The 26300-nt window shown below is 59.7% G+C and carries 30 protein-coding genes; 19 read left to right on the top strand and 11 right to left on the bottom strand.

The features are described 5' to 3' along the window. Window positions 1-18: 18 nt before the first annotated feature. Window positions 19-1089, bottom strand: a complete 1071-nt coding sequence (locus tag DDE77_RS12485) for an LptF/LptG family permease (RefSeq protein WP_108397784.1) — start codon at window positions 1087-1089, stop codon at window positions 19-21. Continuing rightward, window positions 1086-2156: an LptF/LptG family permease gene (locus DDE77_RS12480; protein ID WP_108397783.1), complete on the bottom strand. Its 1071-nt coding sequence runs from the start codon at window positions 2154-2156 to the stop codon at window positions 1086-1088. Before DDE77_RS12480 ends, DDE77_RS12485 begins: the two co-directional genes overlap by 4 nt. A 107-nt stretch (window positions 2157-2263) precedes the next feature. Between DDE77_RS12480 and DDE77_RS12475 the strand changes: the two genes are divergently transcribed. Genes DDE77_RS12475 through DDE77_RS12465 form a run of 3 tightly spaced genes read left to right on the top strand, consistent with a single transcriptional unit; the run spans window position 2264 to window position 4889 of the window. Then, the gene (locus DDE77_RS12475; RefSeq protein WP_425430749.1) at window positions 2264-3793 is read left to right on the top strand and encodes a leucyl aminopeptidase; all 1530 of its coding nucleotides are present in this window, start codon (window positions 2264-2266) and stop codon (window positions 3791-3793) included. Window positions 3794-3828: 35 nt separating this feature from the next. Next, window positions 3829-4275: a DNA polymerase III subunit chi gene (locus DDE77_RS12470; protein WP_108397782.1), complete on the top strand. Its 447-nt coding sequence runs from the start codon at window positions 3829-3831 to the stop codon at window positions 4273-4275. Further along, window positions 4272-4889 carry a YitT family protein gene (locus DDE77_RS12465; protein WP_108397781.1) on the top strand — a complete coding sequence of 206 codons (618 nt, stop codon included), beginning with the start codon at window positions 4272-4274 and terminating at the stop codon, window positions 4887-4889. The genes DDE77_RS12470 and DDE77_RS12465 overlap by 4 nt, the downstream gene beginning before the upstream one ends. 38 nt (window positions 4890-4927) lie before the next feature. Here DDE77_RS12465 and DDE77_RS12460 read toward each other — a convergent pair whose 3' ends face one another. The 3 genes from DDE77_RS12460 to DDE77_RS12450 all read right to left on the bottom strand — a co-directional run bounded on the left by DDE77_RS12460 (window position 4928) and on the right by DDE77_RS12450 (window position 8135). Next, window positions 4928-5731: a DUF4344 domain-containing metallopeptidase gene (locus DDE77_RS12460; protein ID WP_170116517.1), complete on the bottom strand. Its 804-nt coding sequence runs from the start codon at window positions 5729-5731 to the stop codon at window positions 4928-4930. A gap of 110 nt (window positions 5732-5841) precedes the next feature. Continuing rightward, window positions 5842-6273 (bottom strand): cupin domain-containing protein, encoded by a 432-nt coding sequence (locus DDE77_RS12455; protein ID WP_108397779.1) that lies wholly within the window; start codon window positions 6271-6273, stop codon window positions 5842-5844. Further along, complete coding sequence (locus tag DDE77_RS12450) at window positions 6270-8135, bottom strand: ABC-F family ATP-binding cassette domain-containing protein (RefSeq protein WP_108397778.1); 1866 nt, start codon at window positions 8133-8135, stop codon at window positions 6270-6272. Before DDE77_RS12450 ends, DDE77_RS12455 begins: the two co-directional genes overlap by 4 nt. A gap of 218 nt (window positions 8136-8353) precedes the next feature. On the opposite strand from DDE77_RS12450, the gene ndk reads away from it, so the two are divergent. After that, complete coding sequence (gene ndk / locus DDE77_RS12445) at window positions 8354-8776, top strand: nucleoside-diphosphate kinase (RefSeq protein ID WP_108397777.1); 423 nt, start codon at window positions 8354-8356, stop codon at window positions 8774-8776. A gap of 162 nt (window positions 8777-8938) precedes the next feature. Further along, window positions 8939-10897, top strand: coding sequence for a DEAD/DEAH box helicase (locus tag DDE77_RS12440; RefSeq protein ID WP_108397776.1), 1959 nt, complete (start codon window positions 8939-8941; stop codon window positions 10895-10897). 39 nt (window positions 10898-10936) lie between these two features. On the opposite strand, the gene hemB is transcribed toward DDE77_RS12440, so the two are convergent. Beyond that, on the bottom strand, window positions 10937-11950 hold the full coding sequence (gene hemB / locus DDE77_RS12435) for a porphobilinogen synthase (protein ID WP_210204385.1): 1014 nt from the start codon (window positions 11948-11950) through the stop codon (window positions 10937-10939). Window positions 11951-12042: 92 nt separating this feature from the next. Here hemB and DDE77_RS12430 point away from each other — a divergent pair, with 92 nt between their 5' ends. The 4 genes from DDE77_RS12430 (at window position 12043) to DDE77_RS12415 (ending at window position 14946) form a co-directional block, all read left to right on the top strand. Beyond that, window positions 12043-12432: a DUF6163 family protein gene (locus DDE77_RS12430; RefSeq protein ID WP_108397775.1), complete on the top strand. Its 390-nt coding sequence runs from the start codon at window positions 12043-12045 to the stop codon at window positions 12430-12432. A gap of 192 nt (window positions 12433-12624) precedes the next feature. Further along, window positions 12625-13134 (top strand): transcriptional regulator LdtR, encoded by a 510-nt coding sequence (gene ldtR, locus DDE77_RS12425; RefSeq protein WP_108397774.1) that lies wholly within the window; start codon window positions 12625-12627, stop codon window positions 13132-13134. 291 nt (window positions 13135-13425) lie between these two features. Continuing rightward, window positions 13426-14691, top strand: coding sequence for a L,D-transpeptidase family protein (locus DDE77_RS12420; RefSeq protein ID WP_108397773.1), 1266 nt, complete (start codon window positions 13426-13428; stop codon window positions 14689-14691). A gap of 72 nt (window positions 14692-14763) precedes the next feature. Further along, a complete protein-coding gene (locus tag DDE77_RS12415) occupies window positions 14764-14946 on the top strand; it encodes a DUF6898 family protein (protein WP_108397772.1) in 183 nt (60 codons plus the stop codon). Between the two features lie 38 nt (window positions 14947-14984). Here DDE77_RS12415 and DDE77_RS12410 read toward each other — a convergent pair whose 3' ends face one another. Then, complete coding sequence (locus DDE77_RS12410; protein ID WP_245895220.1) at window positions 14985-15446, bottom strand: BA14K family protein; 462 nt, start codon at window positions 15444-15446, stop codon at window positions 14985-14987. A 190-nt stretch (window positions 15447-15636) separates the two neighbouring features. Between DDE77_RS12410 and glyA the strand changes: the two genes are divergently transcribed. The 3 genes from glyA to nusB all read left to right on the top strand — a co-directional run bounded on the left by glyA (window position 15637) and on the right by nusB (window position 18033). Then, the gene (gene glyA, locus DDE77_RS12405; protein WP_108397771.1) at window positions 15637-16938 is read left to right on the top strand and encodes a serine hydroxymethyltransferase; all 1302 of its coding nucleotides are present in this window, start codon (window positions 15637-15639) and stop codon (window positions 16936-16938) included. 8 nt (window positions 16939-16946) lie between these two features. After that, window positions 16947-17423: a transcriptional regulator NrdR gene (gene nrdR, locus DDE77_RS12400; RefSeq protein WP_108397770.1), complete on the top strand. Its 477-nt coding sequence runs from the start codon at window positions 16947-16949 to the stop codon at window positions 17421-17423. Between the two features lie 115 nt (window positions 17424-17538). Then, on the top strand, window positions 17539-18033 hold the full coding sequence (gene nusB / locus DDE77_RS12395) for a transcription antitermination factor NusB (protein ID WP_108397769.1): 495 nt from the start codon (window positions 17539-17541) through the stop codon (window positions 18031-18033). A gap of 45 nt (window positions 18034-18078) precedes the next feature. Here nusB and DDE77_RS12390 read toward each other — a convergent pair whose 3' ends face one another. Continuing rightward, window positions 18079-18528: an outer membrane protein assembly factor BamE gene (locus tag DDE77_RS12390; RefSeq protein WP_108397768.1), complete on the bottom strand. Its 450-nt coding sequence runs from the start codon at window positions 18526-18528 to the stop codon at window positions 18079-18081. A 167-nt stretch (window positions 18529-18695) separates the two neighbouring features. Between DDE77_RS12390 and DDE77_RS12385 the strand changes: the two genes are divergently transcribed. The 7 genes from DDE77_RS12385 (at window position 18696) to iolG (ending at window position 24133) form a co-directional block, all read left to right on the top strand. Further along, entirely contained in the window at window positions 18696-19229 is a 534-nt protein-coding gene (locus tag DDE77_RS12385) for a ubiquinol-cytochrome C chaperone family protein (protein WP_108397767.1), read from the top strand. After that, window positions 19219-19767: a YceD family protein gene (locus DDE77_RS12380; RefSeq protein ID WP_157959808.1), complete on the top strand. Its 549-nt coding sequence runs from the start codon at window positions 19219-19221 to the stop codon at window positions 19765-19767. Before DDE77_RS12385 ends, DDE77_RS12380 begins: the two co-directional genes overlap by 11 nt. A gap of 144 nt (window positions 19768-19911) precedes the next feature. Next, window positions 19912-20982, top strand: a complete 1071-nt coding sequence (gene plsX, locus DDE77_RS12375; protein WP_108397842.1) for a phosphate acyltransferase PlsX — start codon at window positions 19912-19914, stop codon at window positions 20980-20982. Then, on the top strand, window positions 20979-21956 hold the full coding sequence (locus tag DDE77_RS12370; RefSeq protein WP_108397765.1) for a beta-ketoacyl-ACP synthase III: 978 nt from the start codon (window positions 20979-20981) through the stop codon (window positions 21954-21956). Before plsX ends, DDE77_RS12370 begins: the two co-directional genes overlap by 4 nt. A 242-nt stretch (window positions 21957-22198) precedes the next feature. Next, the gene (locus DDE77_RS12365) at window positions 22199-22510 is read left to right on the top strand and encodes an integration host factor subunit alpha (RefSeq protein WP_108397764.1); all 312 of its coding nucleotides are present in this window, start codon (window positions 22199-22201) and stop codon (window positions 22508-22510) included. Between the two features lie 25 nt (window positions 22511-22535). Continuing rightward, window positions 22536-22991, top strand: a complete 456-nt coding sequence (locus DDE77_RS12360) for a MerR family transcriptional regulator (RefSeq protein WP_108397763.1) — start codon at window positions 22536-22538, stop codon at window positions 22989-22991. A gap of 104 nt (window positions 22992-23095) precedes the next feature. Beyond that, window positions 23096-24133: an inositol 2-dehydrogenase gene (gene iolG / locus DDE77_RS12355; protein WP_108397762.1), complete on the top strand. Its 1038-nt coding sequence runs from the start codon at window positions 23096-23098 to the stop codon at window positions 24131-24133. Window positions 24134-24337: 204 nt separating this feature from the next. Here iolG and iolB read toward each other — a convergent pair whose 3' ends face one another. From iolB to iolE, 3 genes are read right to left on the bottom strand one after another with little or no spacing between them, the layout of a single operon-like run. Continuing rightward, complete coding sequence (iolB, locus tag DDE77_RS12350) at window positions 24338-25141, bottom strand: 5-deoxy-glucuronate isomerase (RefSeq protein WP_108397761.1); 804 nt, start codon at window positions 25139-25141, stop codon at window positions 24338-24340. Then, a complete protein-coding gene (locus DDE77_RS12345) occupies window positions 25083-25337 on the bottom strand; it encodes a hypothetical protein (RefSeq protein WP_157959807.1) in 255 nt (84 codons plus the stop codon). The genes iolB and DDE77_RS12345 overlap by 59 nt, the downstream gene beginning before the upstream one ends. Window positions 25338-25380: 43 nt before the next feature. Further along, entirely contained in the window at window positions 25381-26298 is a 918-nt protein-coding gene (gene iolE / locus DDE77_RS12340; RefSeq protein WP_108397759.1) for a myo-inosose-2 dehydratase, read from the bottom strand. Window positions 26299-26300 lie beyond the last annotated feature (2 nt).

Genomic DNA, 26300 nt, shown 5'->3' with positions numbered 1-26300 from the left:
CGCCTTTACTCGGTACTCTCACGCGCGTCCGTCTTCCTTGTGCAGCAGAACCGTTACGCCTATGACGATCGCCACAAACGCAGGCCCAACCGCGGCAAACGTGGGATCCAGAACGCCGGTAGACCCGCCACGGTCGGCCATTTCCGTTATCACGAACACCACGAACCCAAGCACGACCCCGTATAGAACCGCGGGACCATAATTAGAGCCTCTTCGATAACCTGCGGTAAACGCAAAAGCAATGAACAGCGAGCCTGTCAGAACCATTGGCAAGGCGAGCAATTTAAGGAACCGCATCAGCGCCGCGCTGCGGACAGCCGGATCGCTTACGCCCGCCTGCAACAGTCCGGCGAGCTCGAAAAATGTCATGTCTTCAGTGGAGCTGGTGCGCAGCGAGAGTTCGGCCTTGGTGGAGCTTGAGGGCAGGGTGTAGTGGGGCACGAAACGCGCGGGCGTTTCGGGGCTTCTCACCACCACATCAGTGAACCGCCACCTGCCATCTTCAAGACTGGCTTCGCTGGCTTCAACCCGCTCATCCAGCCCAGGGGAAAGTCCAAATACGGTGACATCGATCAAACCGGTTCCGCTTGGCTGAAGGCCTGAAGCCATCATGATGTAATGTTCACGGCCGTTGTTTTCTTCAAGCCAGACATCGCCGCCTGGAACTAGCAGCGAGCTTTGCCCCGGCGGTCGCGGGTCGAGCAAGCGGTTCGCCTGCGTGCTGATCGTTTCTGCGCCTAGAGCAATCAATAGACTGAGCGCAATCAAGGCAAGTGTTGGCGCGCGGACGGCTTTCCAGATGGAGATTCCGCTCGAATGTATGACTGTAAGCTCATGTCGGGCCTTGAGGTCCATGAACCCCAGAATGGCGCCGAGCAATACTGTAACGGGCAAGGTCTTAATGGTCCATTTGACCGCGCTCATCGCAACCATGACGATCGCAAGCAAAATACCTTGCGTCTCGGCAACATAGTTGAACCGCCAAGTGTCCAGAGACTCGACAAGTGCGATAAGGCCATAGAACACAAACACGGTCACGCCGATCCGGCTACCCAAGCGGTTCAGCACAAGCCAATCAATCCGGTTCATGGCGCAACCATGAGGCGGGGGTGTCTCGGCCAGGTCCGTTGCGCCAGCCCGATGCCCGCAACACCGATCATCAGGAAGGCCCCGGTGGATGGGCCGAGCGGACTATAAGCGCTGACGCCGCGTTCGGCGAAGGCCATCAGCAGCACAACTGCTTCGAGCGGAACCGCAATCCGGCTCCGTCGGCCACTTGGAAAGCCGGCTAGAGCCAAGACGGCTAGGCAGATGCCGGCCACTCTAAGCCCCTCACTCATGCGATTGGACAGCAGTTGGATGAGGCTCGGCGACCATTCCCCGCTCGCCAGGGCGTTTTGCACCAGCGAGACACTGTTGGTCTCCTTCATTGAATCAGCGGCATAGCCATCCTGGGTCAGCAGATCGACATTGATGTCGTAGCGCGCAAAGGAAATTTCCGAAAAGCGCCCATTGGCTTCAGTGTACTGCAGGGATCCGTCGCGTAATTCGATGATGTAGTTTTCGCCGTCTGTGGATACCCTTGCAGACTCGGCCACATAGGTGCGCCGGGTCAGGGGATCGCGACGGTCGTCAGCGAAGAACTCCTGGATTTCACCGTCGCGCGAGCGACCGCCGATCAGAAGGATGACGCCCGGCGTGACCTGCGTAAACCGCTTCGGCTTGAGGGTAGCGCTGACCAGATCAGCAGCGACGCTGGCCGAAAGGAGGTTGAGGCGGCGATTGGCAGATGGCTCGACGAAATTGGTCAGCAGCAGAATGATGACCATCCCTGACGCAGCAACAAGCCCAGTAGCGGCCCAAAGGGAGCGCAGCCCGCGGCTGGTATGAACGATATGGAGTTCCTTATTGGCTTGCAGGGCCTGTAGCGCCCGGACCATGCCTATGCCGACGCATACATAAAAGAACGTGTTGATGAGGGGCGGCATGGTTAGCAGCGCCTGGAGTGCAAGCGTCGCCAGGCCCTGGCCCTTTAAGGACACCACGTCAAACGAGCGTAGGCAGTTGACCAGCCACAGCAAAACACAGACCACCCCGAATAGGATAAGGGCATCCGTCACAAACAGGCGCGAAAGATAAGCTGTCAGCCGCTTCATCGTGCCCGCTTATCGATCGTGCAAGGAAACGAGGCAAGCCAGCAAACGCCGGTGTAAGGTTTTGTTCGCAAGCTGTTGCGGGATTGACGCGCGAGCCAAAGCGACCAATGCTTGCCGTCTTCTTCTTGCATTTTCGCCCGCCACCAAGGCCATTCATGTCCCAAGCTCTGAATATCCACACTGCGCCACTCGGTGTGGTCAATGCCGCCCTGACCGTGTTCTATGTAGCCGAGGGGGCTCAGCCATCCGGCTATGGCCAAACTCTGTGGTCCGCAACTGGGCTGGATTGGTCGCAAAGCATTGCGGCGTCTGGTTTCACCGGCAAGCAGGGCCAGACCATGGACGTGCTGCTCCCCGGCGGTAAGCGTCAGTTGATACTGGGCAGCGGCAGTTCAAGCGCCAATACTTCGCTCACAAGCTGGACCGATCGCGGCGGCTCCCTCATGGCCAAGCTCGCTGCAACTCGGGCGACCGACATCGCGGTTGTCGTCGACGAGCCCTCAGCCACACCGGCTGCCCTGGCCGAATTGGCCGCGGGATTACGACTGCGTCGCTACAAGTTCGACAAATACAAAACCGCCCGCGCAGATGACGCTGTTGGAAGCATAACGGTAACGCTCCTCGTGACCGATCCCGAGGCAGTGGATAGAGCCATTGCTGGCCGCGCTGCCACGGTGGAGGGCACACTTCTTGCCCGTGACCTGATCAACGAACCCGCTAATGCCTTAGGAACACTGGAGTTCGTTGAGCGTACGCGCGAGCTCGAGAAGTTGGGCGTGTCGGTTGAGGTTCTTGAGCAGGACGAGCTTGAAAAGCTCGGCATGGGCGCGATGCTTTGCGTCGCCAAAGGATCCGCCCGGCCTCCGCGCCTGGTGATCATGCAGTGGCATGGGGGCAGGGACGGCGATCAGCCGCTGGCGTTTGTTGGCAAGGGCGTCGTCTTTGACACTGGCGGCATCTCCATCAAGCCGGCCGGCAATATGGAGGACATGAAGGGCGACATGGGCGGCGCCGCAGCTGTTACGGGTCTCATCCATACCCTCGCCAGCCGAAAGGCACCGGTAAACGCCATCGGCGTGATCGGACTTGTCGAAAATATGCCGTCTGCAACCGCGGTTCGCCCAGGCGATATCGTCAAGGCCATGAGCGGCACAACCATCGAGGTCATCAACACGGACGCGGAAGGCCGTCTCGTGCTCGCCGATGCGCTTTGGTACACGCAGGACCGTTTCAAACCCCGCTTCATGATCAATCTGGCAACGCTGACCGGAGCTATCATTGTGGCTCTAGGCCATGAGCATGCCGGCCTCTTCTCCAACAATGACGAACTTGCCATACAGCTTCTCAATGCCGGTCTAAACGCAAACGAAAAGCTCTGGCGTATGCCGCTTTCACCCGCTTACGACAAGCTGATCGAATCCAAGTTCGCCGACATCCGCAATTCCGTTGGCCGGCCAGCGGGTTCCATAACGGCCGCGCAGTTCCTCCAGCGCTTCGTCAATGAAATTCCCTGGGCACATCTGGACATAGCGGGCACCGCTTTTGGTGCGAGCAACAGAGAGACAAATACCTCCTGGGCGCCGGGCTTCGGCGTAGCCTTGCTCGACCGACTGGTTCGCGACTACTACGAGGGGTAACGGCGGATCAGTCCTAGTTCTTTGGGAGCCTGCAAGTGTCGGAAGTTCTGTTTTACCATCTTGAAGCGCGCCCGCTTGAAGCGGTGCTTCCCCAATTGCTGGAAAAAACGCTTGAACGCGGCTGGAGGGCCATTGTCGAGGTAGGCTCCACCGAGCGCGCCGAAGCGCTCGATGCGCATCTTTGGACCTATCGCGACGACAGCTTTCTTGCCCATGGGTTGGAGGGAGAGGGGGGCGAAGAACATCAGCCCATTCTGATCACCACGGGTACCGAAAACCGCAACGGAGCGGCATGCCGTTTCTTCATTGATCGGGCCGTTCCGCAGACGACCGATGGTTATCAGCGCATCGTCTACATGTTTTCAGGACACGACCCTGAGGCTGTTGCGGAAGCGCGCGTGGTTTGGAAAGCCCTGCGCGAAGGCAACGCCCTCACTTATTGGCAGCAAGAAGCGGACGGCCGCTGGGTCAAGAAAGCATGACGCCAGACCTGTCGACGCCGAGCCGGCATAAGCTGCACGAAGATATCTTCGCTATGCTGATCGGCACCATGATGGTCTCGCTCGGAGTGGCGCTCTACAGCCACGCGACCCTCTCAACTGGCAGCACCGCGGGGTTAGCTCTCTTGCTGCAATATGCCACCCAAATCCCCTTTGGCTGGCTATTCTTTGCTATCAACTTGCCGTTCTATGTTCTGGCCGTGCTTCGCATGGGGTGGCCCTTTGCCGTCAAGACCTTTGCCTGTGTTGGCCTGGTGTCCCTGTTCACAGCAAACATACCGTCCTGGATGGCCGTTTCGGAAATCAACCCGCTCTTTGCTGCACTAGTCGGTGGTGGGTTGATGGGGATCGGAATATTGTCGCTGTTCCGCCACAAGGCCAGTGTCGGCGGCATCAACATCCTTGCACTCTACCTGCAGGACAATTTCAACATACGCGCCGGCTATTTCCAGCTTTCAGTTGATGCCGTGATCCTAGTTGCAGCGCTGTTCGTCCTGCCATTTGATCGCGTTCTGTATTCGATCGCCGGCGCCTTGGTGCTGAACTTCATCATCGCCTTCAATCACAAGCCCGGCCGCTATGTCGGCTTCAGTTGAGTGGGGATGGTCTTGTCGCGTCTGCTAAAATCCACTCACTAGCGCTGGATTTTGCTTTTGCCGCTGCCAACCCCCGAGGCAGCCTCCAAATTCTCCTTGGAGAGCTTCATGTACTCTTCCATTAGCTCATAGCAGAAGATGACTTCTACGGTTTTCGGATCATAGAAGGCATTCGCCTCGCCACAGCTCCGCGCATTGAAAGCGACGGGTACACTCAGGCTGTAATTGCGCCGGACATAATCGGCCACCTCATCGAAGACGCCGCTGGACTGGAAGGCATCCGCAGCCGCCTCGGCTCCATTTGGATCATGGTAGGTGACGGTCACTTCCGTGCCGGTCGGTGCATTGGCTCCGCGGTTCAGCAATCCTCGCAGACTACGATTGACCGTGCTGTAATCCCAGTTGCAGGCACCCTGGCGAGCCGCATCGATCCTGTACTCATCTGCAATCGGGCGGAAAGCCTTTTCATCCATGCCCACCATGAGGCACACGATTTGATAGGCGCGCTGCTTGTCCAGGCTATGCCCAGTCGCATAGTCGCTCTCGCTGTCTCCGCTTTTGTAGGCGACGCCTGAATATATCCAGCCACGCGCAGCGTCAGCCAGCGTGCGGTCGGCTTGCTTTGAACGCTTGTTGAGCAATATCCAGGTCGCGACATTGTCTGCCGCATCTTCCTCCCGCCCCAGAACCGGCAACTCGAGCTGGTGAAACAGGAGATGTCCGACTTCATGGTAAAGGACAAACAGGCTGTTGTTCGCCGCAAAGCGACGCATTTCCGCCCGGTGCTGTTTGGAAAATTCGTCTGCCTGTGCCGGCAGGGCTGAACAGATCAAACCGAGCATGGCAGCATATGCCAGCCTGAATCCCCAAACACGCATCATCAATGAAACCACCCCATGCGGTGTCAAAGCTGAATGGAAGCGCACCGGCTGTCAACCGGACGATCTGCCACCTACCGCTTCCCGGGCGCCCAGTCGGGTGCTGCAAGTTCAAAGCCGGAGAACTGAAACCCGGGCGCAACCGTGCAGCCCACCAATGTCCAGGCGCCCGTGCTGACTGCCGATTGCCAATGATGCCGCGGCACGATGAGTTGCGGCCGGTCGCCCCTCGCGATCTCAGGTCCGAGACGATGCTCCGTGATGCTTCCTCCGTCCGAAACCCGGAGCGTCAGTGCAGCGCCGGCATAGAAGTGCCACACCTCGACGGCGTCGACGCGATGCCAGTGCGACACATCACCCGCTTCAAGCAAATAATAAATGGCGGTGGAGTGAGCACGACCATCTATCCTGTCCTGATCCTCAAAGGTCTGGTGATACCAGCCACCTTCGGGATGACGCTCAAGCCCAAGTCTCGCGATCACATCCCTGGCGCTCAGCTCGCTCATGCGCGCTCGAGCTCCTCCAGTTGGGCGCTCAACACCAGCCACTCTTCCTCGCTTTTTTCGAGGTCCGTGGCATAGCGTGCCTTGTCCTTGCCCAGGGCGATCAACCGGTCAGCTGGACCATTGTAGATCTTGGGATCTTCCAGCTGAGCGTCGATCTTGGCGATCTCGTTCTTAAGCCGGGAGATCTTTGTTTCCGCGTCCTTGATCGAACTTTTGATCGGAGCGACTTCGGCACGGCGCGCGGCTGCCTCCGCCTTGCTAGCCTTCCGATCAGCCTTTGAGCCGCCGCTCTTGTTGTCCTTGCTGGAGGTGATGCTGCGCTGGTAGCTGTCGAGATCCTCGTCCAGCTCACGGATGGTACCGCCTTCGGCAATCCAGAGCGTGTCACAGGTTGCTTCAATCAGATGGCGATCGTGGCTGATGATCAGCACGGCCCCTTCATAATTATTGAGCGCATGAACCAGCGCGTCACGGCTGTCGATGTCGAGATGGTTTGTCGGCTCGTCGAGAATCATCATGCCCGGGCCGCCAAAGGTAATGAGACCCATAAGCAGGCGCGCGCGCTCGCCACCGGAAAGGTTCTTGGCCTTGGTGTCCATGCGCGATTTCGTCAGGCCCATTTGGCTCAGGCGCGACCGACGCCGCGCTTCACTCTCGGTCGGCATCAGGTCGACAACATGCTCGAATGGCGTCCACTCGGGCTTGAGCTTATCCATCTGATGCTGTGCGAAATGGGCAATTTCCAGCTTCTTGCCTTTGGCGAAGCTTCCGCCCATTGGCTTGATGTCGCCTGCGAGTAGCTTGGCAAAGGTCGACTTACCGTTGCCATTGACGCCAATCAGCGCGATGCGATCACCCGGATCGATCCGCATATTGATGTTGCGCAGAATTGTCTTGCTGCCATAGCCGGCTGAAACTCCATCCAGCGTGATCATTGGCGTCGCCTGCTCGGCCTTTGGCTGCTGGAACGTGAATGGCGCTGCATATTCGTCGAACATGGCCGCTGGTGGCTTGAGCTTCTCAATAGCCTTGACGCGCGCCTGAGCCTGCCGGGCCTTGGTGGCCTTGGCCTTGAAGCGATCCACGAACTTTTGCATATGCGCAATCTGCTCGAGCGTCTTCTCGCGGCTCTTGTTGTTGAGCTCCATCTGCATGCGACGCGTGTTCTCGAAGGTGTCGTAATTACCCTTGTAGAAGGTCAGCTTGCGGTGCTCGAGATGGATGATCGAGTTCACGGCCTTGTTCAGCAAATCTCGATCGTGGCTGATCATGAAGACGGTGTAGGGGTAAGTGGCCAGATACTTCTCGAGCCAAAGCGTGCCTTCAAGGTCAAGGTAGTTGGTCGGCTCGTCCAGAAGCAGCAGATCCGGCTGGCTGAACAACACACCCGCAAGCGCAACACGCATGCGCCAGCCACCTGACAACTCACGCGTGGGCGCCATCTGCCGGTCCTGTTCGAAACCTAGCCCTTTTAGGATCGAGGATGCACGAGCTTCAGCCGTGTGAGCATCGATATCGGCAAGGCGCATGTAGATCTCGCCGATCCGGTCCGGGTCTGACGCTGTTTCGGCCTCTGCCATCAAAGCCGTGCGCTCCTCGTCGGCCGCCATCACCACATCGAGCACGCTTTCCTCGCCCGCAGGAGCCTCCTGCGCCACAGCACCGATACGTGCCTTCTTGTTCAGCTCAATACTGCCTGAGTCAGCTGCCAGATGACCCTGGATAAGGTGAAACAGCGTTGTCTTGCCGGTGCCATTCTTGCCCACAAAACCGGTCTTGGAGCCCGTCGGCAGCACAACCGACGCGTCCTCGAATAGTCCGCGGCCCTGGATGCGATAGGTAAGATTATTGATGGTCAGCATAATGCGGCAATCTTGGAAAGGGGCCCGTGCCCAGGCAGCGAAAGGGCCATCAGGCAGCACGGCGATATAAGTTGCACATGGGATAAGGTTTGCAGCCGCGCATGGCAACCAGCTTTGCCATATGGCTGCCTTGCCCTGCAGCACTAGTCTTGCCTCCGTCAAACTCTGACGCTACAAGGCGCGATCTTCCAACAGTTTCCATCCAAGGGATCGATCCAATGGCGCTCGAACGCACCTTCTCCATCATCAAGCCCGATGCCGTCCGTCGCAACCTCATCGGCAAGATCATCGCCAAGTTCGAAGAAGCCGGTCTGCGTCCGATCGCCCTCAAGAAAATCCACATGACGCGCGAGCAGGCCGAAGGCTTCTATGCCGTGCACAAGGAGCGTCCGTTCTTTGGCGAACTGGTCGAGCAGATGATTGCTTCTCCCGTCGTCGTCCAGGTCCTGGAAGGCGAAGGCGCCATCCTCAAGAACCGCGAAGTCATGGGTGCGACCAACCCTGCCAATGCCGCCGAAGGCACGATCCGCAAGGAATTCGCCCTTTCGATCGGCGAAAATTCGGTTCACGGCTCGGATGCTCCCGAGACTGCCGCCGAGGAAATCAAGTTTTTCTTCTCGGATGAAGAACTCGTCGGCTAAGCGCTTTAGCACTATGTAGTTGTCGAGGCCGCCCGCCGGGCGGCCTTTTGTTTTCCTTGTGTTATCAACACAAGAACAATCCCGCACACGACGGGAACCTCCCATGCCGGTCCGCTGTTGCGGCCATGACGCCAATGATTGGCGGCGTCCAGAAAGCTCAAAATGTCTCTGCCTGAAACTATTCTGCCTCCGCTCGCCCGCGCCCTTGTAGCCAAGGGCTATGGAACACTCACCCCCGTCCAGGCCGCCATCATTCAGGATGAGACCAGCGGCCGGGATCTCCTGGTCTCTGCCCAGACCGGCTCCGGCAAGACCGTCGCCTTCGGCATGGCCATTGCGCCAACGCTGTTGGGCGATGCCGAAAATTTCACCGAGGCTGGTGCGCCGCTCGCGCTGCTGATCGCTCCAACTCGTGAACTCGCCATCCAGGTTCAGCGCGAACTCGAATGGCTCTATGCCGAAACCGGCGCCAAGATCGCCTCTTGCGTCGGTGGCATGGATGCGCGCACCGAGCGCCGAGCGCTGGAACGCGGTGCACAGATCGTCGTCGGCACACCCGGACGCCTGCGCGACCACATCACTCGTGGCGCGCTGGACATGTCAGCGCTGCGAGCCGTAGTGCTCGATGAAGCCGATGAAATGCTTGACCTTGGCTTCCGGGAAGATCTCGAGTTCATCCTCGACGCTGCACCCGAAGAGCGGCGCACGCTTCTGTTTTCCGCTACGGTGCCCAGGCCCATTGCTCAGCTCGCCAAGACCTTCCAGCGCGATGCCCTGCGCGTCGCAGCGACAAATGCCAACGAGCAGCACGCCGACATCGAATACAAGCTAATGCTGGTTCCCGCCGCTGAGCGGGAAAATGCCATCATAAATACGTTGCTCTATTTTGAAGCCGTCAACACGATCGTTTTTGCCTCCACTCGTGAGGGCGTAAAGCACCTGTCGGCACGCCTGCACAATCGCGGCTTCGATGTGGTGACGCTGTCGGGCGAGTTGTCCCAGGCCGAGCGCACCAATGCCCTTCAGTCGATGCGCGATGGCCGTGCTCGCATCTGCGTGGCGACCGACGTGGCTGCCCGCGGCATTGACCTTCCCAATCTGGACCTTGTTATTCACGCCGACCTTCCCACCAATTCCGATACGCTGCTGCACAGGTCGGGCCGCACCGGCCGGGCAGGGCGCAAAGGCACCTGCGTGATTATTGCGCCTATGCATCGTCGCAATGCCGCGCAGCGCATGCTCAACAATGCCAAGCTCGATGTGTCGATGATGCCGGCGCCTACCGCGGCCGAGATCGAAGCCCGCTATCGCGAGGGCATTCTGTCGGCCGAGATCCTGACGCGGCCTGTTGTCGAAGACGAAGCGGAACTGGTTGCGGAGTTGGTGCAAAGGCACTCAGTCGAGGCCATTGCCGCTGCTTACCTGCGCCAGCAACTCGCCTCGCGGCCGGCACCTGAAGACGTAACGGAAAACGCCGTGCCGGATCGCCCGGGCGACAAGGATCCCCGAAATCGCGAGCGGTTCGAAGGCGGCACTTGGTTCAAGGTCACCGTCGGGCGCAAGCACAAGGCCGAGCCGCGCTGGTTGCTGCCCATGCTGTGCAAGGCCGGCAATGTGACCAAGACGGCGATTGGTTCGATCCGAATTTTCGACACGGAATCGATCTTCGAAGTTGCAGCGCAAAAGGCTGATGCCTTTACAAAAAGCATTGAGAAGAACGGTTCGGGCGAGCGCGGCGTGACCATTGCGCCTGTGGATGGGCCGGGAGAGCGTCGCGCCGGTCCGCCGCCGTCCCAGCGTCGTCCGCCGGGACCCATCGAGCGGTACGACCCCAACGCACCGAGACCTGGGCGTGCCGACCGCAAGGAGCGCTATGGCTCGGCAGGTCTGCGTCCGGACGATTTCGAAGCGCCTGCCACGGGCGCCTGGGACCCGGCTGCAAATACTGAAAAACCGAGTAAGCCGGACTTCGACAAGCCGCGCGTGCCCAAGGTTTCCAAGGCTCCGCCGAGCAAGGACAAGGGCAAGCCAAAGTGGGCTGGCAAGGCTGCGGATGGGGCGCCCAAGGCTGAAAAGAAGAAGCCGAAGGACCATAAGCCTAAGCGCAAGCCGCAGGTTTAGAGGCTTGGCCTCTCCCGCGATGGGAGAGGCCGAATTGGCCTATCCAGCGAGGTCTCGGGCTAGCTCGAGGGCGAAATAGGTTAGCACACTGTTAACACCGGCGCGCTTGAACGCGTACAGGCTTTCCAGAATTGCCCCCTTGCGATCGATGGCCCCGGCAGCGGCGGCCAGCTCGATCATCGCGTACTCGCCGCTGACCTGGTAGGCATAGATGGGCACGTTGAAATTGTCCTTGGCCCGGCGGACAATATCGAGATAGGGCAGGCCAGGCTTGACCATGATGCTGTCGGCGCCTTCGGCGATGTCCTGCTCGATCTCGCGCAAGGCCTCGTCCGAATTGGCATAGTCCATCTGGTAGGTGCGCTTGTCGCCCTTGAGGCGACTGCCCGAACCCACGGCCTCCCGGAAAGGCCCATAGAAATAGGACGCGTACTTGGCCGCATAGGCCATGATCTGCGTCGACTCATACCCTTCCCCGTCAAGCGCAGCCCGCAGAGCCGCAACTCGCCCGTCCATCATGTCGGATGGGGCGATGATGTCGGCCCCCGCCTTGGTTTGCACCAGGGCCGACTTAACCATCACGGCGACGGTTTCGTCGTTGAGGATCTCGCCGTCCCGCACTAAGCCGTCCTGGCCGTCGCTTGAATATTCATCAAGCGCTACGTCGGCGATGAGGCCAATCTCGGGAACGGCGTCTTTGATGGCGCTGAGGGTACGGCACATCAGATTATCGGGGTTGTAGGCTTCCCGCCCATCTTCGCTGCGCAGGTGATCGGGCGTGTTGGGAAAAAGCGCCAGGGCAGGGATGCCGACGTCGCGGGCGGCCTTGGCTGCCTCGACGCAAAGGTCGACGCTGAGGCGTTCGACACCGGGCATGGTGCGGATCTGAGTCTTTTCATTGTGGCCCTCGATCACGAACAGCGGCCAAATCAAATCGGAGGGGGTCAACACGGTCTCGCGCACCATGGCGCGGCTCCAGGCGGTACGTCGCGCTCGACGCAGCCGCCGTCCACCCAAAAAATCCATGTCGTGCTTGTGCCAATTATCGGACATCGTACTCTCCAATCTGCGCTCGGTTTATCAGCGCCGGGCGGCTGGTCCAAGCTCCCGCTTGTCGCATCGGCATGCCGGGGCTACAAACCGGCATGGACTTCAACGCATCATCCATCGGCATCTATATTCGCATCGTCGCCCTGATCAGCCTCATGCTAGGGCTCAACGATGCCGGCCGCCTGCTCGGCGTCAATCTAGGCGCCGTCAGCCCAATCTCCACTCTTGGCGTGACCGGCTTTGTGTATCTGGGCATCTTCGCTGCCGCCCGGCTCTGCGCAGCTGTGGGCTTGTGGATCAAGGCGAGTTGGGGTGCTGTCCTGCTGCTCGGGTCGACCGCCGCCGAACTGGCGCTCTATCTCTCCGGCAGCCCGGATATCCGCATGTCCGCCTTTGGATTTGCGGTGCGCCTGGTGTTGCTGGCATCCATCCTGGTGATCTTCGTACTCAGCGTGCGGCTCAACCGCGCCAGGGCTGCCGATTGAGGCCGCGCCGTCTTCACACACCCGTAAGGTTACAATTTTCTCTACTGGTGTAACGAAGAATAAAGCCAAATTCTCATTGCTTTCCAGTAAGATGCTCTTAATCACGCCGCTTAGGCTGATCTTAGTTCGGGCGCCGTAGTTTGGCCCCATCAGATGCGAAAAATCGCACACGCAGCAAACAGTGAGGCACAAATGGCGATCAAATCCAACGCAGCCGAGGCCATCGTTTCGGACCGTCCCCAGAGCCTGAAGCCGCTTTATCTCGAGGCGGTTTCCCGGGTTGAGCGTCTGCACCGGCGCTTGCTTGATCTGATCAAGGACGAGTTCGACCGCATGGGTTGGGACGACATCAACCCCGTTCAGGCTCTCTTGATGTTCAACATCGGTGACGCCGAACTGACCGCTGGCGAACTGCGCTCGCGCGGTTACTATCTCGGTTCCAACGTTTCCTACAATCTCAAGAAGCTTGTCGAGACCGGCTACATCTTCCAGGAGCGCTCCCGTTCGGACCGCCGCTCCGTGCGCATCAAGCTGACGCCCAAGGGCGAGGAAGTCGCTGAAGTTATTGACGAGCTTTATGATCGTCACCTCAAGTCGATCGACAAGGTCGGCGGCCTAGGCGACGACGAATTCGACGGTCTCAACAAGGCCCTGGCTCGCCTCGAGCGCTTCTGGGTCGACCAGATCCTCTACAAGCTCTAGGCCGAAACCAGATGCATGTTTTATGGGGCGCTTCGGCGCCCCTTTTCGTTTGCCTCGAGATGTTTGTGGCAGAGCCGCAACATCGGTGGCTCCAAAGAAACCTATCGTTGAGTACGTTCGCATTTCTGCCGCAAACTAAAGTGATCTGCTCGTTACGTGGTTAGAAACCATTCCCCTAGTATCTATGGTTCGCAAAGTCTGAACAGCTTCACGCGCAGTTGGCCGCTGTGGACTGCTGAGGACATTGGTGAAAACCGGCTCTGCTTAGGCGGTGAAATTTCGGGTGACTTGATGCGGCTAAATCGACGTTCTCTTCTTCGGTATTCGGCACTTGCTGGTGCATCGCTGGCGCTGCCTGGCGCGCTGCGCGCGCAAGAGGGCGGATCCATTTTCGACATGTTCTCGCACAATCGCGTCATACGCGAGGCGGATCAGGGCGGGAACACCATGGCAGCCGAGGCTCTGGTGGCGACCAATGAGCCCATCCTGTCCTATGACACGCTCTACAATCTCCAGCTGGCCATCTCCCAGTATGAACCCTTTGTTGCCAATGGCGGCTGGGAGCAAATCCCGCAGGACGCTTATGGCCTCACACTGGGCAACAGCCGTCCGGCTGTTATCCAGCTCAAGCGGCGCCTGATTTCCTCGGGCGACATGCCGCTGGTTGAAAACGTGAACGACACGTTCGATGCGGCCACGGATGCGGGTGTCCGCAAGTTCCAGGCGCGACATGGCCTTGTCCTGAACGGGAAGGTTGACGAGCAAACCTGGTATGCCATGAACGTTCCGGCCCAGGACCGTTTGCAGCAGCTATACCTGAACTTTACCCGGGTTCAGAACATGGCTGCCAAGCTGACCCCCCGCTATGTGGTGGTGAACATCCCCGCTGCAACAATTGAAGCGGTCAATGACGGCATGGTCGAGCAGCGCCATACGGCCGTTGTTGGTCGGGTGGACCGCGCAACCCCCATCATGGCGTCCAACATCAGCCAGATCAATTTCAATCCATATTGGCATGTACCCAAGTCTCTGGTCCGCAAGGACCTGACCAAGTACATGATGGAAAACCCCAACTACCTGGCCGAACAGAACATCCACATCTATGATGGCTCCAACAAAGTTGATCCGTCCACGATCAACTGGGCCAATATCAGCGACCGGGAAGTCAACTACATGTATCGGCAGGAGCCCGGAGCCGCCAACTCCATGGGTCACTGCAAGATCAACTTCTACAATCCATACGATTGTTATCTGCATGACACGCCCTCCAAGGCGCTGTTCGGCGAAAATGCTCGCTTCCATTCCTCGGGCTGCGTGCGCGTCGATGGCGTGAACCAGCTGGTAAGCTGGTTGTTGCGTGACAATGGCGATTGGGACCAGAACAAGGTGGATTCCACCTTCGCGTCGCTCCAGCGCCTGGACGTGGAGTGCAAGGCCCGCGTGCCGATCCACACGACCTACATCACGGCCTGGGCTAACCGGCAGGGAACCGTCAGCTTCCGCGAGGACGTCTACCAGTTCGACGCGCAGGGCAAGGTTTCCTTCGCACAGGCTTAAGCTTTCCCTGAGATGATCGCGATAACGCCCTCCCTGCGGAGGGCGTTTTCTTTGGGGAGAGCAGGGGCCGCAATGAGCGACGGCGACGTACTTTTTGAGTTCGTGCAGATGGGGCAGCAGGTGCGCGTGGCTGCCATCGATAGTGTGAGCGGAACGGAGGTCGTGATTATCGCGCCCGTTTCGGCCAGCAAGCACCAGATGCAGCAACTCGCCCTGGCCAAGCTGCGCAAAAAACTGAGCGCCGCGCAGCCTTAAAGCCGCACGGCGCTCCAAGCATTCAGGTTCTGGCGCTGCTAGAGGTTGCAGCGGTGACGGCGGCCGTCATAGCCCAGGAACGTGTCGGTGCGCTCGTCATAGGAGCGGTAGCGGGCATAGCAGGCCTCGACATGGGCGCTGTAGGAGTCCCGACCTATCACGCGGTCACCGCCTCGGTAATTATTGTTGTTCGAGTTCGCGATCGCACCACCAACAAGGGCCCCAAAGCCGAAGCCGAGAAGGCCGGACGAGATGCTGTCCAAGCCGCTGCGGTTGCGGCGATAGAAGCGGTTGTAGTCATTGTCGTTCCAACGTCCACGACGGAAGTCGCGGCAGTCACGATCGCCACGGTTTCTCTCGCAATAGCTCTGCACAACCCGGTCGCGGTCGGCGCTCGAGCCCTTCGGTGCCAGAATCTGGGCCTGTGCTGGAACAACGCTGCTGATGGCCATGAGGCCGGTGATTGCGGCTGCTGTCAGCCCTTTGAGTTTCATGTTCATCTCTGTCTCCAATGCCGCCCGCGGCCAGGAAGTCTGGTCTGTGGGTGTTAATGCAAGATCGCGGGCTCTGGTTGCGTGGGCTTCATATCTCTGTGCAGCAGCGCTTGGATTATCGCGATGCTTTGTGCTAGAGGCTGCGCCCATATCACCCTCCCGACACAACATGTTGGGACTGCCTGGAGGACGCCCCATGAGCGCAGCCACTTCCGTTCCGCTGTTTCCCTCGTTCTTTACCAATTCCGTCGGTCAGACCGATCCGGAACTGGCAGGCGCCATCGAGCAGGAGCTTGGTCGCCAGCAGGGTGAGATCGAACTGATTGCGTCCGAGAATATTGTGTCGCGCGCCGTGCTGGAAGCACAAGGCTCCGTGCTGACCAACAAATATGCCGAGGGCTATCCTGGGCGCCGCTATTATGGCGGCTGCCAATATGTCGATATTGCCGAGTCGCTGGCGATTGAGCGTGCCAAGGAGCTGTTTGGCGTCGCCTATGCCAATGTGCAGCCCAATTCGGGCTCGCAGGCGAACCAGGGCGTCTACCAGGCACTGATCCAGCCCGGCGACACGATTTTGGGCATGTCCCTCGACGCTGGTGGGCATCTGACCCATGGCGCCAAGCCGAACCAATCGGGCAAGTGGTTCAACGCCATTCAATATGGCGTGCGCAAGCAGGACGGGCGCGTTGACATTGACCAGGTGCGCGAGCTGGCTCGGACGCACAAGCCCAAGATGCTGGTGGCAGGTTTTTCCGCTTATTCACGCATCATGGACTGGGCAGAGTTCCGCGCCATTGCCGATGAAGTCGGAGCGATTCTGTTTGTCGACATGGCCCATGTTGCGGGGCTTGTTGCCGGCGGCGTTTACCCCAGCCCGTTCCCCCACGCCCATGTCGCGACGACCACGACGCACAAGACCCTGCGTGGTCCGCGTGGCGGCTTGATCCTGACCAATGACGAGGACATCGCCAAGAAGATCAACTCGGCCATTTTCCCGGGCATCCAGGGTGGGCCGCTGATGCATGTGATCGCCGCAAAGGCGGTCGCCTTCAAGGAAGCGCTGCAGCCAGAGTTCAAGTCCTATGCCCGGCAGGTCGTGGATAACGCCAAGGTGCTGGCCGAAACCCTGGTCAAGGGCGGCGTGGACATCGTCACCGGTGGCACGGACAACCACCTGATGTTGGTGGATCTCCGTCCCAAGGGCCTGACTGGCAAGGCAACCGAACAGGCGCTGGGGCGGGCTCACATCACCTGCAACAAGAATGCCGTGCCGTTTGATCCAGAAAAGCCGGCGATCACCTCCGGTGTTCGCTTGGGCACGCCTGCTGGCACGTCGCGCGGCTTCGCCGAGGCAGAGTTCAAGCTCGTGGGTGAGCTCATCATCGAAGTGCTCGATGGCCTCAAGGCCAATGGCGAGGACGGCAATCAAGCTGTGGAAGCCCAGGTGCGCGACAAGGTTCGCGCTCTAACCGATCGCTTCCCCATCTACGCACAATAGGGCTTTCGATGCGCTGTCCCTATTGCGGCAATGACGATACGCAGGTCAAGGACAGCCGCCCGACCGAAGATTCGGGCGCCATCCGCCGCCGCCGCGTCTGCAATGGATGCGGTGGCCGCTTTACGACCTTTGAGCGCGTGCAGCTGCGTGAGCTGACCGTGGTGAAGAAGAGCGGCCGCAAGGTGCCGTTCGATCGCGAAAAGCTCGCACGATCTGTTTACACAGCGCTTCGCAAGCGCTCGGTGGAAACCGACCGCATCGAGCGCATGATTTCGGGGATCGTGCGCCAGCTCGAGAGCCAGGGCGATGTTGAAGTGACCTCGGATCAGATCGGTGAATATGTCATGGATGGCCTTAAAAGCCTCGATGACGTGGCCTTTGTTCGCTTTGCCTCGGTCTACAAGAACTTCTCGGCTGCCGACGACTTCCGCAATTTCCTTGCGACACTGGCTGAGGGGCAGGGGCCTTCGCTCGGCGACGACTGACCGCAGGGCGCATGCCTGTGCTCCGGCCATAATGAGTTGAAGTTCGCCCCCGACATCAGTATGGGGGTGAGCCCTTGCCTATTGCCGATGCTTCGGCCCAATGAGAGAATTCACCATGGCTGAAGCCCCCAAACGCAATCCCAATATCGAGCGCTCCGCCAACCAGCGTGGCGCAGCCCGCTTGGCGGCCGTCCAGGCGCTATACCAGATGGATGTCGGCCGGGCGACGCTTGAGGATACGCTAGCCCAGTTTGGCAGCTTCCATCTTGGCCGCGAGATCGAAGGCGAGCAATACCTGCCCGCCGACGCCGATTTCTTCCGCCAGATCGTTTCGGGCGTTGCCAAGCACCAGATTGCAATTGATCCGGCGGTGGATCGTGCCCTGGCCGAAGGCTGGCCGGTGGAACGGATCGATGCCACCTTGCGGGCCATCCTGCGCGCCGCCGCATTCGAGCTGCTGCGCCGCAAGGACATCCCGCCGCGCGTCGTCATCAGCGAATATGTGGACGTCGCCAAGGCTTTCTACGAGGACGACGCGACCGGGCTCGTCAACGCTTCGCTTGATGCGATTGCGCGCGAAGCAGGCACGGATCTGGCTCAGTCCAAATAGGCCAAAAGAAAAGCCCCGTCGATGCGGGGCTTTTGTGTTGGTTGGTTAGAACGACTGCAGGATCTGATCCACAAAGGTGCGGTCTTCGCCGAAGGATGGCGTGCGGCGGGTCTCGATGGTGATCGTCTTGCCGTCCTGCAGGCCATAAACGGCTTTGTCGACGACTTTGCGGTTCTTGTCGAAATACACGGCAAGCACGGTGCGCGAATCGACCATGGTCATGCCGAACGAGGTCTGGCGGACCTTGGTTTCCACGTAGTACCAGGCAGTCTGGTCACCGAACGTGTTGGTGGTCTGCGGCGAGCCCAGCACCAGCGTCACCAATTGCTCGCTCTGGCCCGGCCGTATTTGCGCCATGGCGCTGTCGGAAATTTCATAGCCTTGGGTGCGTGCCTTGATCAGCGATGTGCTGCTGGAGCAGCCCGCCACAACCAGGGCCAGCAATGCGGCAGCCGCGAGCGGCGCGACTGAACCGGATACGTGACGCAGGAGCATGAATTTGACTTTCCCGATGGCTTACGACTATAGGCACGACAACAAAGAGGCGGCCCTTGTTGGGCGCGGAATGTGTACCTGCCAACATATCCGTCTGGCAAGCTGGCAATAGTTCAGCAAGCTGTTTTGCCCGCCTAAGAGGCCAACACGAAGCTGAGCACAACTTCATGATCTTCAACCTGTTCCGCAAGAACACAGCAACCGAACCGGTTTTGGCCGTCTATAGCGCCATTGTGGCGCAATCCCGGCAACCTGTTTTCTACGCGGAATGGTCGGTTCCCGATACGGTCACCGGCCGTTTCGACATGATCAGCCTCCATATGGCGCTCCTGTTCCGCCGGCTGAGGAGCGAAACCGGTCGGCGCAAGGATTTCAGCCAGGCCGTGTTCGACCTGTTTTTTCGTGACATGGATCGTTCCTTGCGCGAAATGGGCGTTGGCGATCTGGGCGTACCCAAGCGCATCCAGAAAATGGGCAATATCTTCTTTGGGCTCCTGGCGGCGCTGAACGAGCCCATGGATCGCGACGACCTCGAAGGGCTCCAGGCCGTTCTGTCGCGCAATATCTTTGATGGCGCCACAGGCGAGCACGTGAAATCCCTTGCTCAATATCTGATGCTTCAGGATCGTGCGCTTTTGACAGAGTCCGCTAGCGACATCGTTGCTGGCCGCATTGCTTTTGAGGCCCCAAGTGAAAGCTGAGAACGCCCCGCTGTTTGATGCCATTGTCCGCATCGATCGCCTTCCGGCCTCTGGACGCGATCTGAAAGTCTCGCTCGACGAGCCGACCCGCGCCGAACTTGCCCAATTGCTCAAGATCAGCGCCGTGGAGCGGTTTGAAGCCAATCTCGTGGTCGCCCCACTGCGGGGCGGGCTGCGGGCGCAGGGTAGGCTTGAGGCGCGTATCGTCCAGCCTTCGGTCGTCAGTTTCGAGCCCGTCGCGCAGGATATCGATGAGCCCGTCGACCGGGTGTTCCTGCCCGAGCCAACCGATCGCAAACCCACGCCTGGCTCTGAGATTTTTGTTGACCTCGAGGACGACGACTTCCCCGATCACATCGACGGGCCCGAGGTTGATCTCAGTGCCCTGCTGATTGAAACGCTTGCGCTGGCCATCGATCCCTATCCTCGTCTCGGGGGAGAGAGCGTCGAGAGCCTGGGTGTCAATCTCAAGGATGAAGAGCCTAGCCCGTTTGCTGCGTTGGCAAAGCTCAAAAAAGAAAAAGATCCAGAGGCGTGATCGCCATATTATCCACCAGGAGCGGTGTCATTTCGGCGCATCAATGCTACATAGGCGCATCGCATCGCCTTGGCCGGGCTTGCACAGGCTCGGGTGTGGAATATGTTTGCGCTTGCCTTTCCCCAAGGCATAAAACGAGCTGAAATGACCGACACGATCACAATATCAGTGGATGCCATGGGCGGGGACAACGCCCCAAGGGCGGTGATCCATGGCGCCCATCTTGCCCTGCAAGACCATGCCAACGCACGCTTCATCTTTCACGGGCGCGAGGAGCAGATTGCGCCCTTGCTCAACGAATTTCCTGCGCTCAAGCCCGTTTCGGTAATCCGGCATTGTGAAACCGTAATCGCGATGGACGAAAAGCCAAGCCAGGCCCTGCGCAAGGGACGGGGCACTTCTTCCATGTGGATGGCCGTCCAATCGGTCAAGGATGGCGAAGCCGATGTAGCCGTGTCAGGCGGCAATACGGGGGCCCTGATGGCTATGTCCACCTTTTGCTTGCGTCCCATGGACGGCATTGCGCGGCCCGGCATCGCCGCGATCTGGCCGACCTTGCGCAGCGACATCATTGTGCTCGACATGGGTGCCACCATCGGCGCCGACGCCCAGCAGTTGGTTGATTACGCTATTCTGGGCTCAGCCTTGGCGCGATGCCTGTTTGGCCATGAGGCGCCCACCGTTGGCTTGCTGAACGTCGGTACCGAGGAAGTCAAAGGTCTCGAATCGATCAAGGAAGCCGGGCGGATCCTGGCTGATGCCAGCGGCGCGGGCTTTGTGTACCACGGGTTCGTTGAAGGAGACGACATCGGCAAGGGCACTGTGGATGTCGTGGTGACGGAAGGCTTTGTGGGCAATATCGCGCTCAAGACCGCCGAGGGAACGGCCCGGCAGGTTGGCAAGTATCTGTCCAACGCACTTAAAGCCAATCTGATGAGCCGCATCGGGGCGCTGTTTGCCATGTCGGCGCTCAAGACCCTGCAGAAGCGCATGGACCCGCGCACCGTCAATGGCGGCGTGTTCATGGGGCTGAACGGCATCGTCATCAAGTCCCACGGCGGCACCGATGAGATCGGCTTTAAAAGCGCCTTGAACCTGTCCTATGAAATGGCCCACTCTCAGCTGATGGACAAGATCGGCGACACGATGAAGCGCTTTCCCGTCAAGCCTGTAGCACCCAATCCAGAATCAGAAACTGAGGCAAAACCGGCGTGACAAAAACGCGTTCAATCATTCGCGGCGTCGGTGGTTACCTGCCTGAAAAGGTACTGACCAACGCGGAACTGGCCGCCATGGTCGATACCTCCGATGAGTGGATCCAACAGCGCGTTGGCATCAAGGAGCGCCATATCGCGGCCGAAGGTCAATACACCTCCGATCTGGGGCTGGAAGCGGCCAAGAAGGCGCTCGAAGCCTCCGGCGTATCGGCTGACGATATCGACCTTATCATCGTGGCCACGACCACACCGGATTACACCTTCCCCTCGACCGCCTCCATCGTGCAGATGAAGCTGGGCATTCACCACGGCATGGCGTTCGACATCCAGGCAGTGTGTTCGGGCTTTGTTTATGCGCTGGCGACGGCTGACAGCTACATCAAGAACGGCCTCGCGACGCGCGCTCTGGTGATCGGCGCCGAAACGTTCTCGCGCATCATCGACTGGACCGACCGCACCACCTGCGTGCTGTTTGGCGATGGCGCCGGCGCCATGGTGATCGAGAAGGCCGAACTGGCGGACGACGCGCCGGAGCAGGGCGTTCTGGCATCGGCCTTGCGCTCGGACGGGCATCATTGGGACAAGCTCTATGTTGATGGCGGACCGTCCACCACGGGCACGGCCGGCCATGTGCATATGCAGGGCCCCGAAGTGTTCCGCCATGCCGTGGGCAAGATCACCGATGTGGTTTATTCGACGCTCGACAAGGCTGGCTACACCGTTGCGGACCTCGACTGGTTCGTGCCGCACCAGGCCAACAAGCGCATCATCGAAGGCGCCGGCAACAAGCTCGGGCTGCCTTCTGAAAAAGTGGTGATGACCGTCGACATTCACGCCAATACGTCAGCGGCCTCCGTTCCCCTGGCCCTCAGCGTTGCGGTTGCGGATGGACGGATCAAGTCCGGCGATCTGGTGATGCTCGAGGCCATGGGCGGCGGCTTCACCTGGGGCGCTTCGCTCATTCGCTGGTAAGCCACTCCGACGCATTGACCTTAGTGGGATCAAGGCGTTAGTGTCTGTTTCGGGTGGAGGACCTGGCGCCAGCCCCTTGCGGCACAATCCCGCTGGACGCGGTTTTGGGCGCCTCTCGACGGGAAGAATTCCCACGCGCGGCCTATCCTTTCCAAAGGACAAGGCCAGAGCAGTTCCGATCGGGTTTGCGTTGCGGGCAGGCCGGTTCGGAAGGGTATTCTTCAGGCAATTTGGGGGTGCGAATGGCGCAAAAGACCGTAACGCGAGCAGACCTTGCCGAAGCAGTTTATGGGACGGTTGGGCTCTCCCGCACGGAATCGGCCGAACTGGTCGAGCGGGTCCTGGAGCTCATCGCCGATGCGCTGATCGAGGGGGCCAATGTGAAGCTTTCCTCCTTCGGGTCCTTCCAGGTCCGCTCCAAGAATGAGCGGATCGGGCGCAATCCCAAGACGGGCGAAGAGGTGCCGATCCTGCCGCGGCAGGTTCTTGTGTTCAAACCTTCCAATGTGTTGAAGTCCAAGATCAACAAATCTATGGTCAACGCTGGAAAATAAGCAATCCCAGCGAGTCTCAGCCTCCGTGGACAAGTCGCCAGACGCATTCCGGACGATTTCAGAAGCTGCCGAAGAGCTGGACCTTCCCCAGCACGTGCTTCGCTTTTGGGAGACGCGATTCAACACCATAAAGCCGCTCAAGCGCGGTGGAGGGCGTCGCTATTACCGCCCCGAGGATGTGATGCTGCTGCGCGGCATCCGTCACCTGCTTTATGATCAAGGCTTTACCATCAAAGGTGTCCAGCGCATCCTCAAGGATCAGGGCAGCCGCTATGTGATCGCCGTCGGCGAAGGCAAGCCGCTTGAAGACATCCTGCCCATGATCGAGGAAGCCGAGGCTGTTGGCGATGAGGCGGAGATCGAAGAAGCCGTGATGCTGGCCAGTCCGGCGCTGGATCGGGAATCGCGGGACAAGCTGTCCGACGTCCTGCGGGAGCTGCTCGAATGCAAGCGCATCCTGGAACGCGCGCGGGAAACCTGATAGCTCCAAGAATGCCTTGCTTCAGCTGTGTTGGAATGAACGTTCCACATTGACATTCGGCTGGTTGATATGTTGCATCACCGGATCCAATCCGGAGATCTCAAATGACGGTTCGTTTCGGCCTGCTCGGCGCTGGCCGCATCGGCAAGGTGCACGCCAAGGCTATTACCTCCAATCCAAAGGCTCGGCTTATTGCCGTGGCGGATGCTTTCGAGAAAGCTGCGAGCGACCTCGCCGGGCAATATGGCTGCGAAATCCGGACCGTGGACAATATTCTCCAATCCGCCGACATCGACGCGGTCGTGATCTGCACGCCGACCGATACTCATGCTGATCTGATCGAGCAGTTCTCGCGCGCCGGCAAGGCGATTTTTTGCGAGAAGCCGATCGACCTCGATGTGGAGCGGGTGAAGGCCTGCCTCAAGGTGGTGGATGCCGAAAGCGCCACACTGATGGTTGGTTTCAACCGGCGCTTTGATCCGCATTTCATGGCCATGCGCAAGGCGATCGACGAAGGCCAGATCGGCGATGTGGAGATGGTCACCATCATTTCGCGCGACCCCGGTGCCCCGCCAGTGGACTACATCAAGCGCTCGGGCGGCATTTTCCGCGACATGACCATCCATGATTTCGACATGGCGCGCTTCATGCTGGGCGAAGAAATCGACAGCGTGAGCGCACAGGCCTCCGTGCTGGTGGATCCAGCAATCGGGGAGGCGGGTGACTACGACTCGGTGTCTGTCATGCTCTCGACGGCGTCGGGCAAGCACGCCACGATCTCCAATTCGCGCCGCGCCACCTATGGCTATGACCAGCGCATCGAGGTGCACGGTTCCAAGGGCGCTGTATCGGCCGAAAACCAGCGGCCGGTGTCGATCGAGGTCGCCAATGCTTCGGGCTATACCCGCCCGCCGCTGCACGACTTCTTCATGACGCGCTACACTGAAGCCTATGCCCGCGAGATCACGACGTTCATCGACGCGGTAGAGAGCAAGTCGCCCGCTAGGCCAAGTGGTTTGGACGGATTGATTGCACTGGCGCTAGCCGATGCGGCAGTGAAGTCGGTGCAGGAGGGGCGGGCCGTGAAGGTGAGCGAGATCACCGGCGGGCTTGCGGATGCGGGTGTGTTCAAGGGGCGGTAGGCTGCGCCGGCTTGCTCGGAGCTAGCCGCACCCTCGGTGTCACCCGGCCTTGAGCCGGGGTCCATCCTGAGGTGTCGAAACGTCTGAGATTTGTGTAGATACCGCCACCTTGCGGCTGTGACACGATCTCGAGATGGATCCCGGCTCAAGGCCGGGATGACATCGAGGGTGGGGCAGCTTGAGGACAGAGCAGGGCGCTCCGGCTTACGTCAACAACCACTCATGCTCTGGCGCGTTGTGGAATTTCCAGATGCGCTTGGGGCCGGCCATGACGTTGAGATAGTAGAGATCATAGCCGGCGGTGGTCGCCACAGGATGGTAGCCACGGGGCACCAGCGTCACGTCGCCATCTTCGATCACCAGCGCCTCGTCAAGGCTGCGATCATCGGTATAAACGCGCTGCATGGCAAAGCCTTGCGGTGGGTTCAGACGGTGGAAATAGGTCTCCTCCAGCTCGCTCTCGTGCGGCAGATTATCCTGGTCATGCTTGTGCGGCGGATAGGACGACGTGTTGCCCTGCGGAGTGATGACTTCCACCACGAGCAGTGAATTGGCCGCGCCATCATCCTCGGGCATGATGTTGTAGACATGGCGCACATTGGCGCCTTTGCCCCGCGTGATGCGCGGATGCGTGCCGGGCGCGATGATCCTTGCCGTGTAGTCGCCACCGCCCGGTGCCGCGCAGACGGCGAGTTCGAGATCCGTGGTAGCATCGGCAACCCACTCGCTTCCCATGGGCACGTAAACCGCCCAGGGCGCCCCTTCGAAGGGGCTCATCCGTTCGCCGATTTCGCCCATGTCAACGCCGTCGACAGAGATGCGTGCCTTGCCGCTGACCAGCACGAGGCAGAGCTCGTTGACGCCTGCTTCGCCGCTGGTCACTTCCCCCGAAGCGAGCTTGTGCAGTGCGAAGCCGACATAGCGCCAGCCGGCCGATTGCGGGGTGACGTTATGGACGAGGCCCGTCTTCGCCTGGGGGCGCAGGCGCAGGTTCTGTTGGTTCGCCATTCTTGGGCTCCTCCTTGGGAAAGGCATAGAAGAAGTTGTAGAGCGAGTAGAGCAGGGCGAACCCGACCAGGAAGGCCCAGAACTGGTCCTGGTTCCAGACGATCTCCCAGGCGAGCCAGATCGCCAGAAACACCGTAATGGAAACGCGCCGCCACATTGGGCGGAACCAGCTCGCGTCGTTGTTGTTCAAGGCCAATCAGCTATCCTCCGTGCACCTGACCCGCCTTGTAGGGGAAAGCTCACCCTTTGGGAAAGCCTTCCGTTTCCACAGTGTAGCCGGCGGCGGTCATCACGCGCATAAGTTCCTTGTGGCCGACCTGCGCCATGCGCAGCGGTGGGTTGGCTTTTGGGTCCTGCTCGGCTTCCACCACGAACCAGCCTTCGTAACCATGATCGGCCAGGCGCTGCACAATAGGGCCGAAATCGAGCGAGCCATCGCCGGGGACAGTGAAGGCTCCCAGCGCCACGGCATCAAGGAAGCTCTGCTTGGTGCGATCGAGCCCATCCACCACCGAGCGGCGGATGTCCTTGACGTGGACGTGGTTGATGCGAGCGTGGTGATTGTCGATGGCGCGCAGCACGTCGCCACCGGCAAACGCCAAGTGACCGGCATCAAGCAGCAGCGGAATGCCGGGGCCCGAATTGCGCATGAAGGCGTCGAGTTCGGCCTCGGTTTCGACAACGGCCGCCATGTGGTGGTGGTAGGAGAGAGGCATGCCCTGCTCGGCGCACCATTCCCCGAAGTCGGTGACCTTGCGGGCATAGCTTTTCATCTCGTCATCCGAGAGTTTCGGCTTTTGCGCCAGCGGGATCTCACGCTTGCCCTGGATGGAGCGACCGACCTCGCCATAAACGATGCAAGGCGCGTTGACGGCCTTGAAGAGCTCGATCATTGGCGCGATGCGGTCCTTGTTGACCGAAATGTCCTCGTCCACCAGCGTGCCGGAGAACCACCCGCCGCACAGCGTCACATCGGCTGCCCGCAGGATGGGCAGCATGATCTCTGGATCATCGGGGAAGCGGCGGCCCTTTTCCATGCCGGTGAAACCAGCCGAGCGCGACTGGCGCAGGCATTCTTCGAGCGATACGTCATCGCTGAGTTCCACGAGATCGTCGTTCCACCACGCGATGGGCGACATGCCGAGTTTGGCTTTCAAAG

It is taken from the genome of Devosia submarina, from assembly GCF_003056345.1.
Classification (GTDB): domain Bacteria; phylum Pseudomonadota; class Alphaproteobacteria; order Rhizobiales; family Devosiaceae; genus Devosia; species Devosia submarina.
This window is presented reverse-complemented; position numbering and strand designations above follow the sequence as displayed.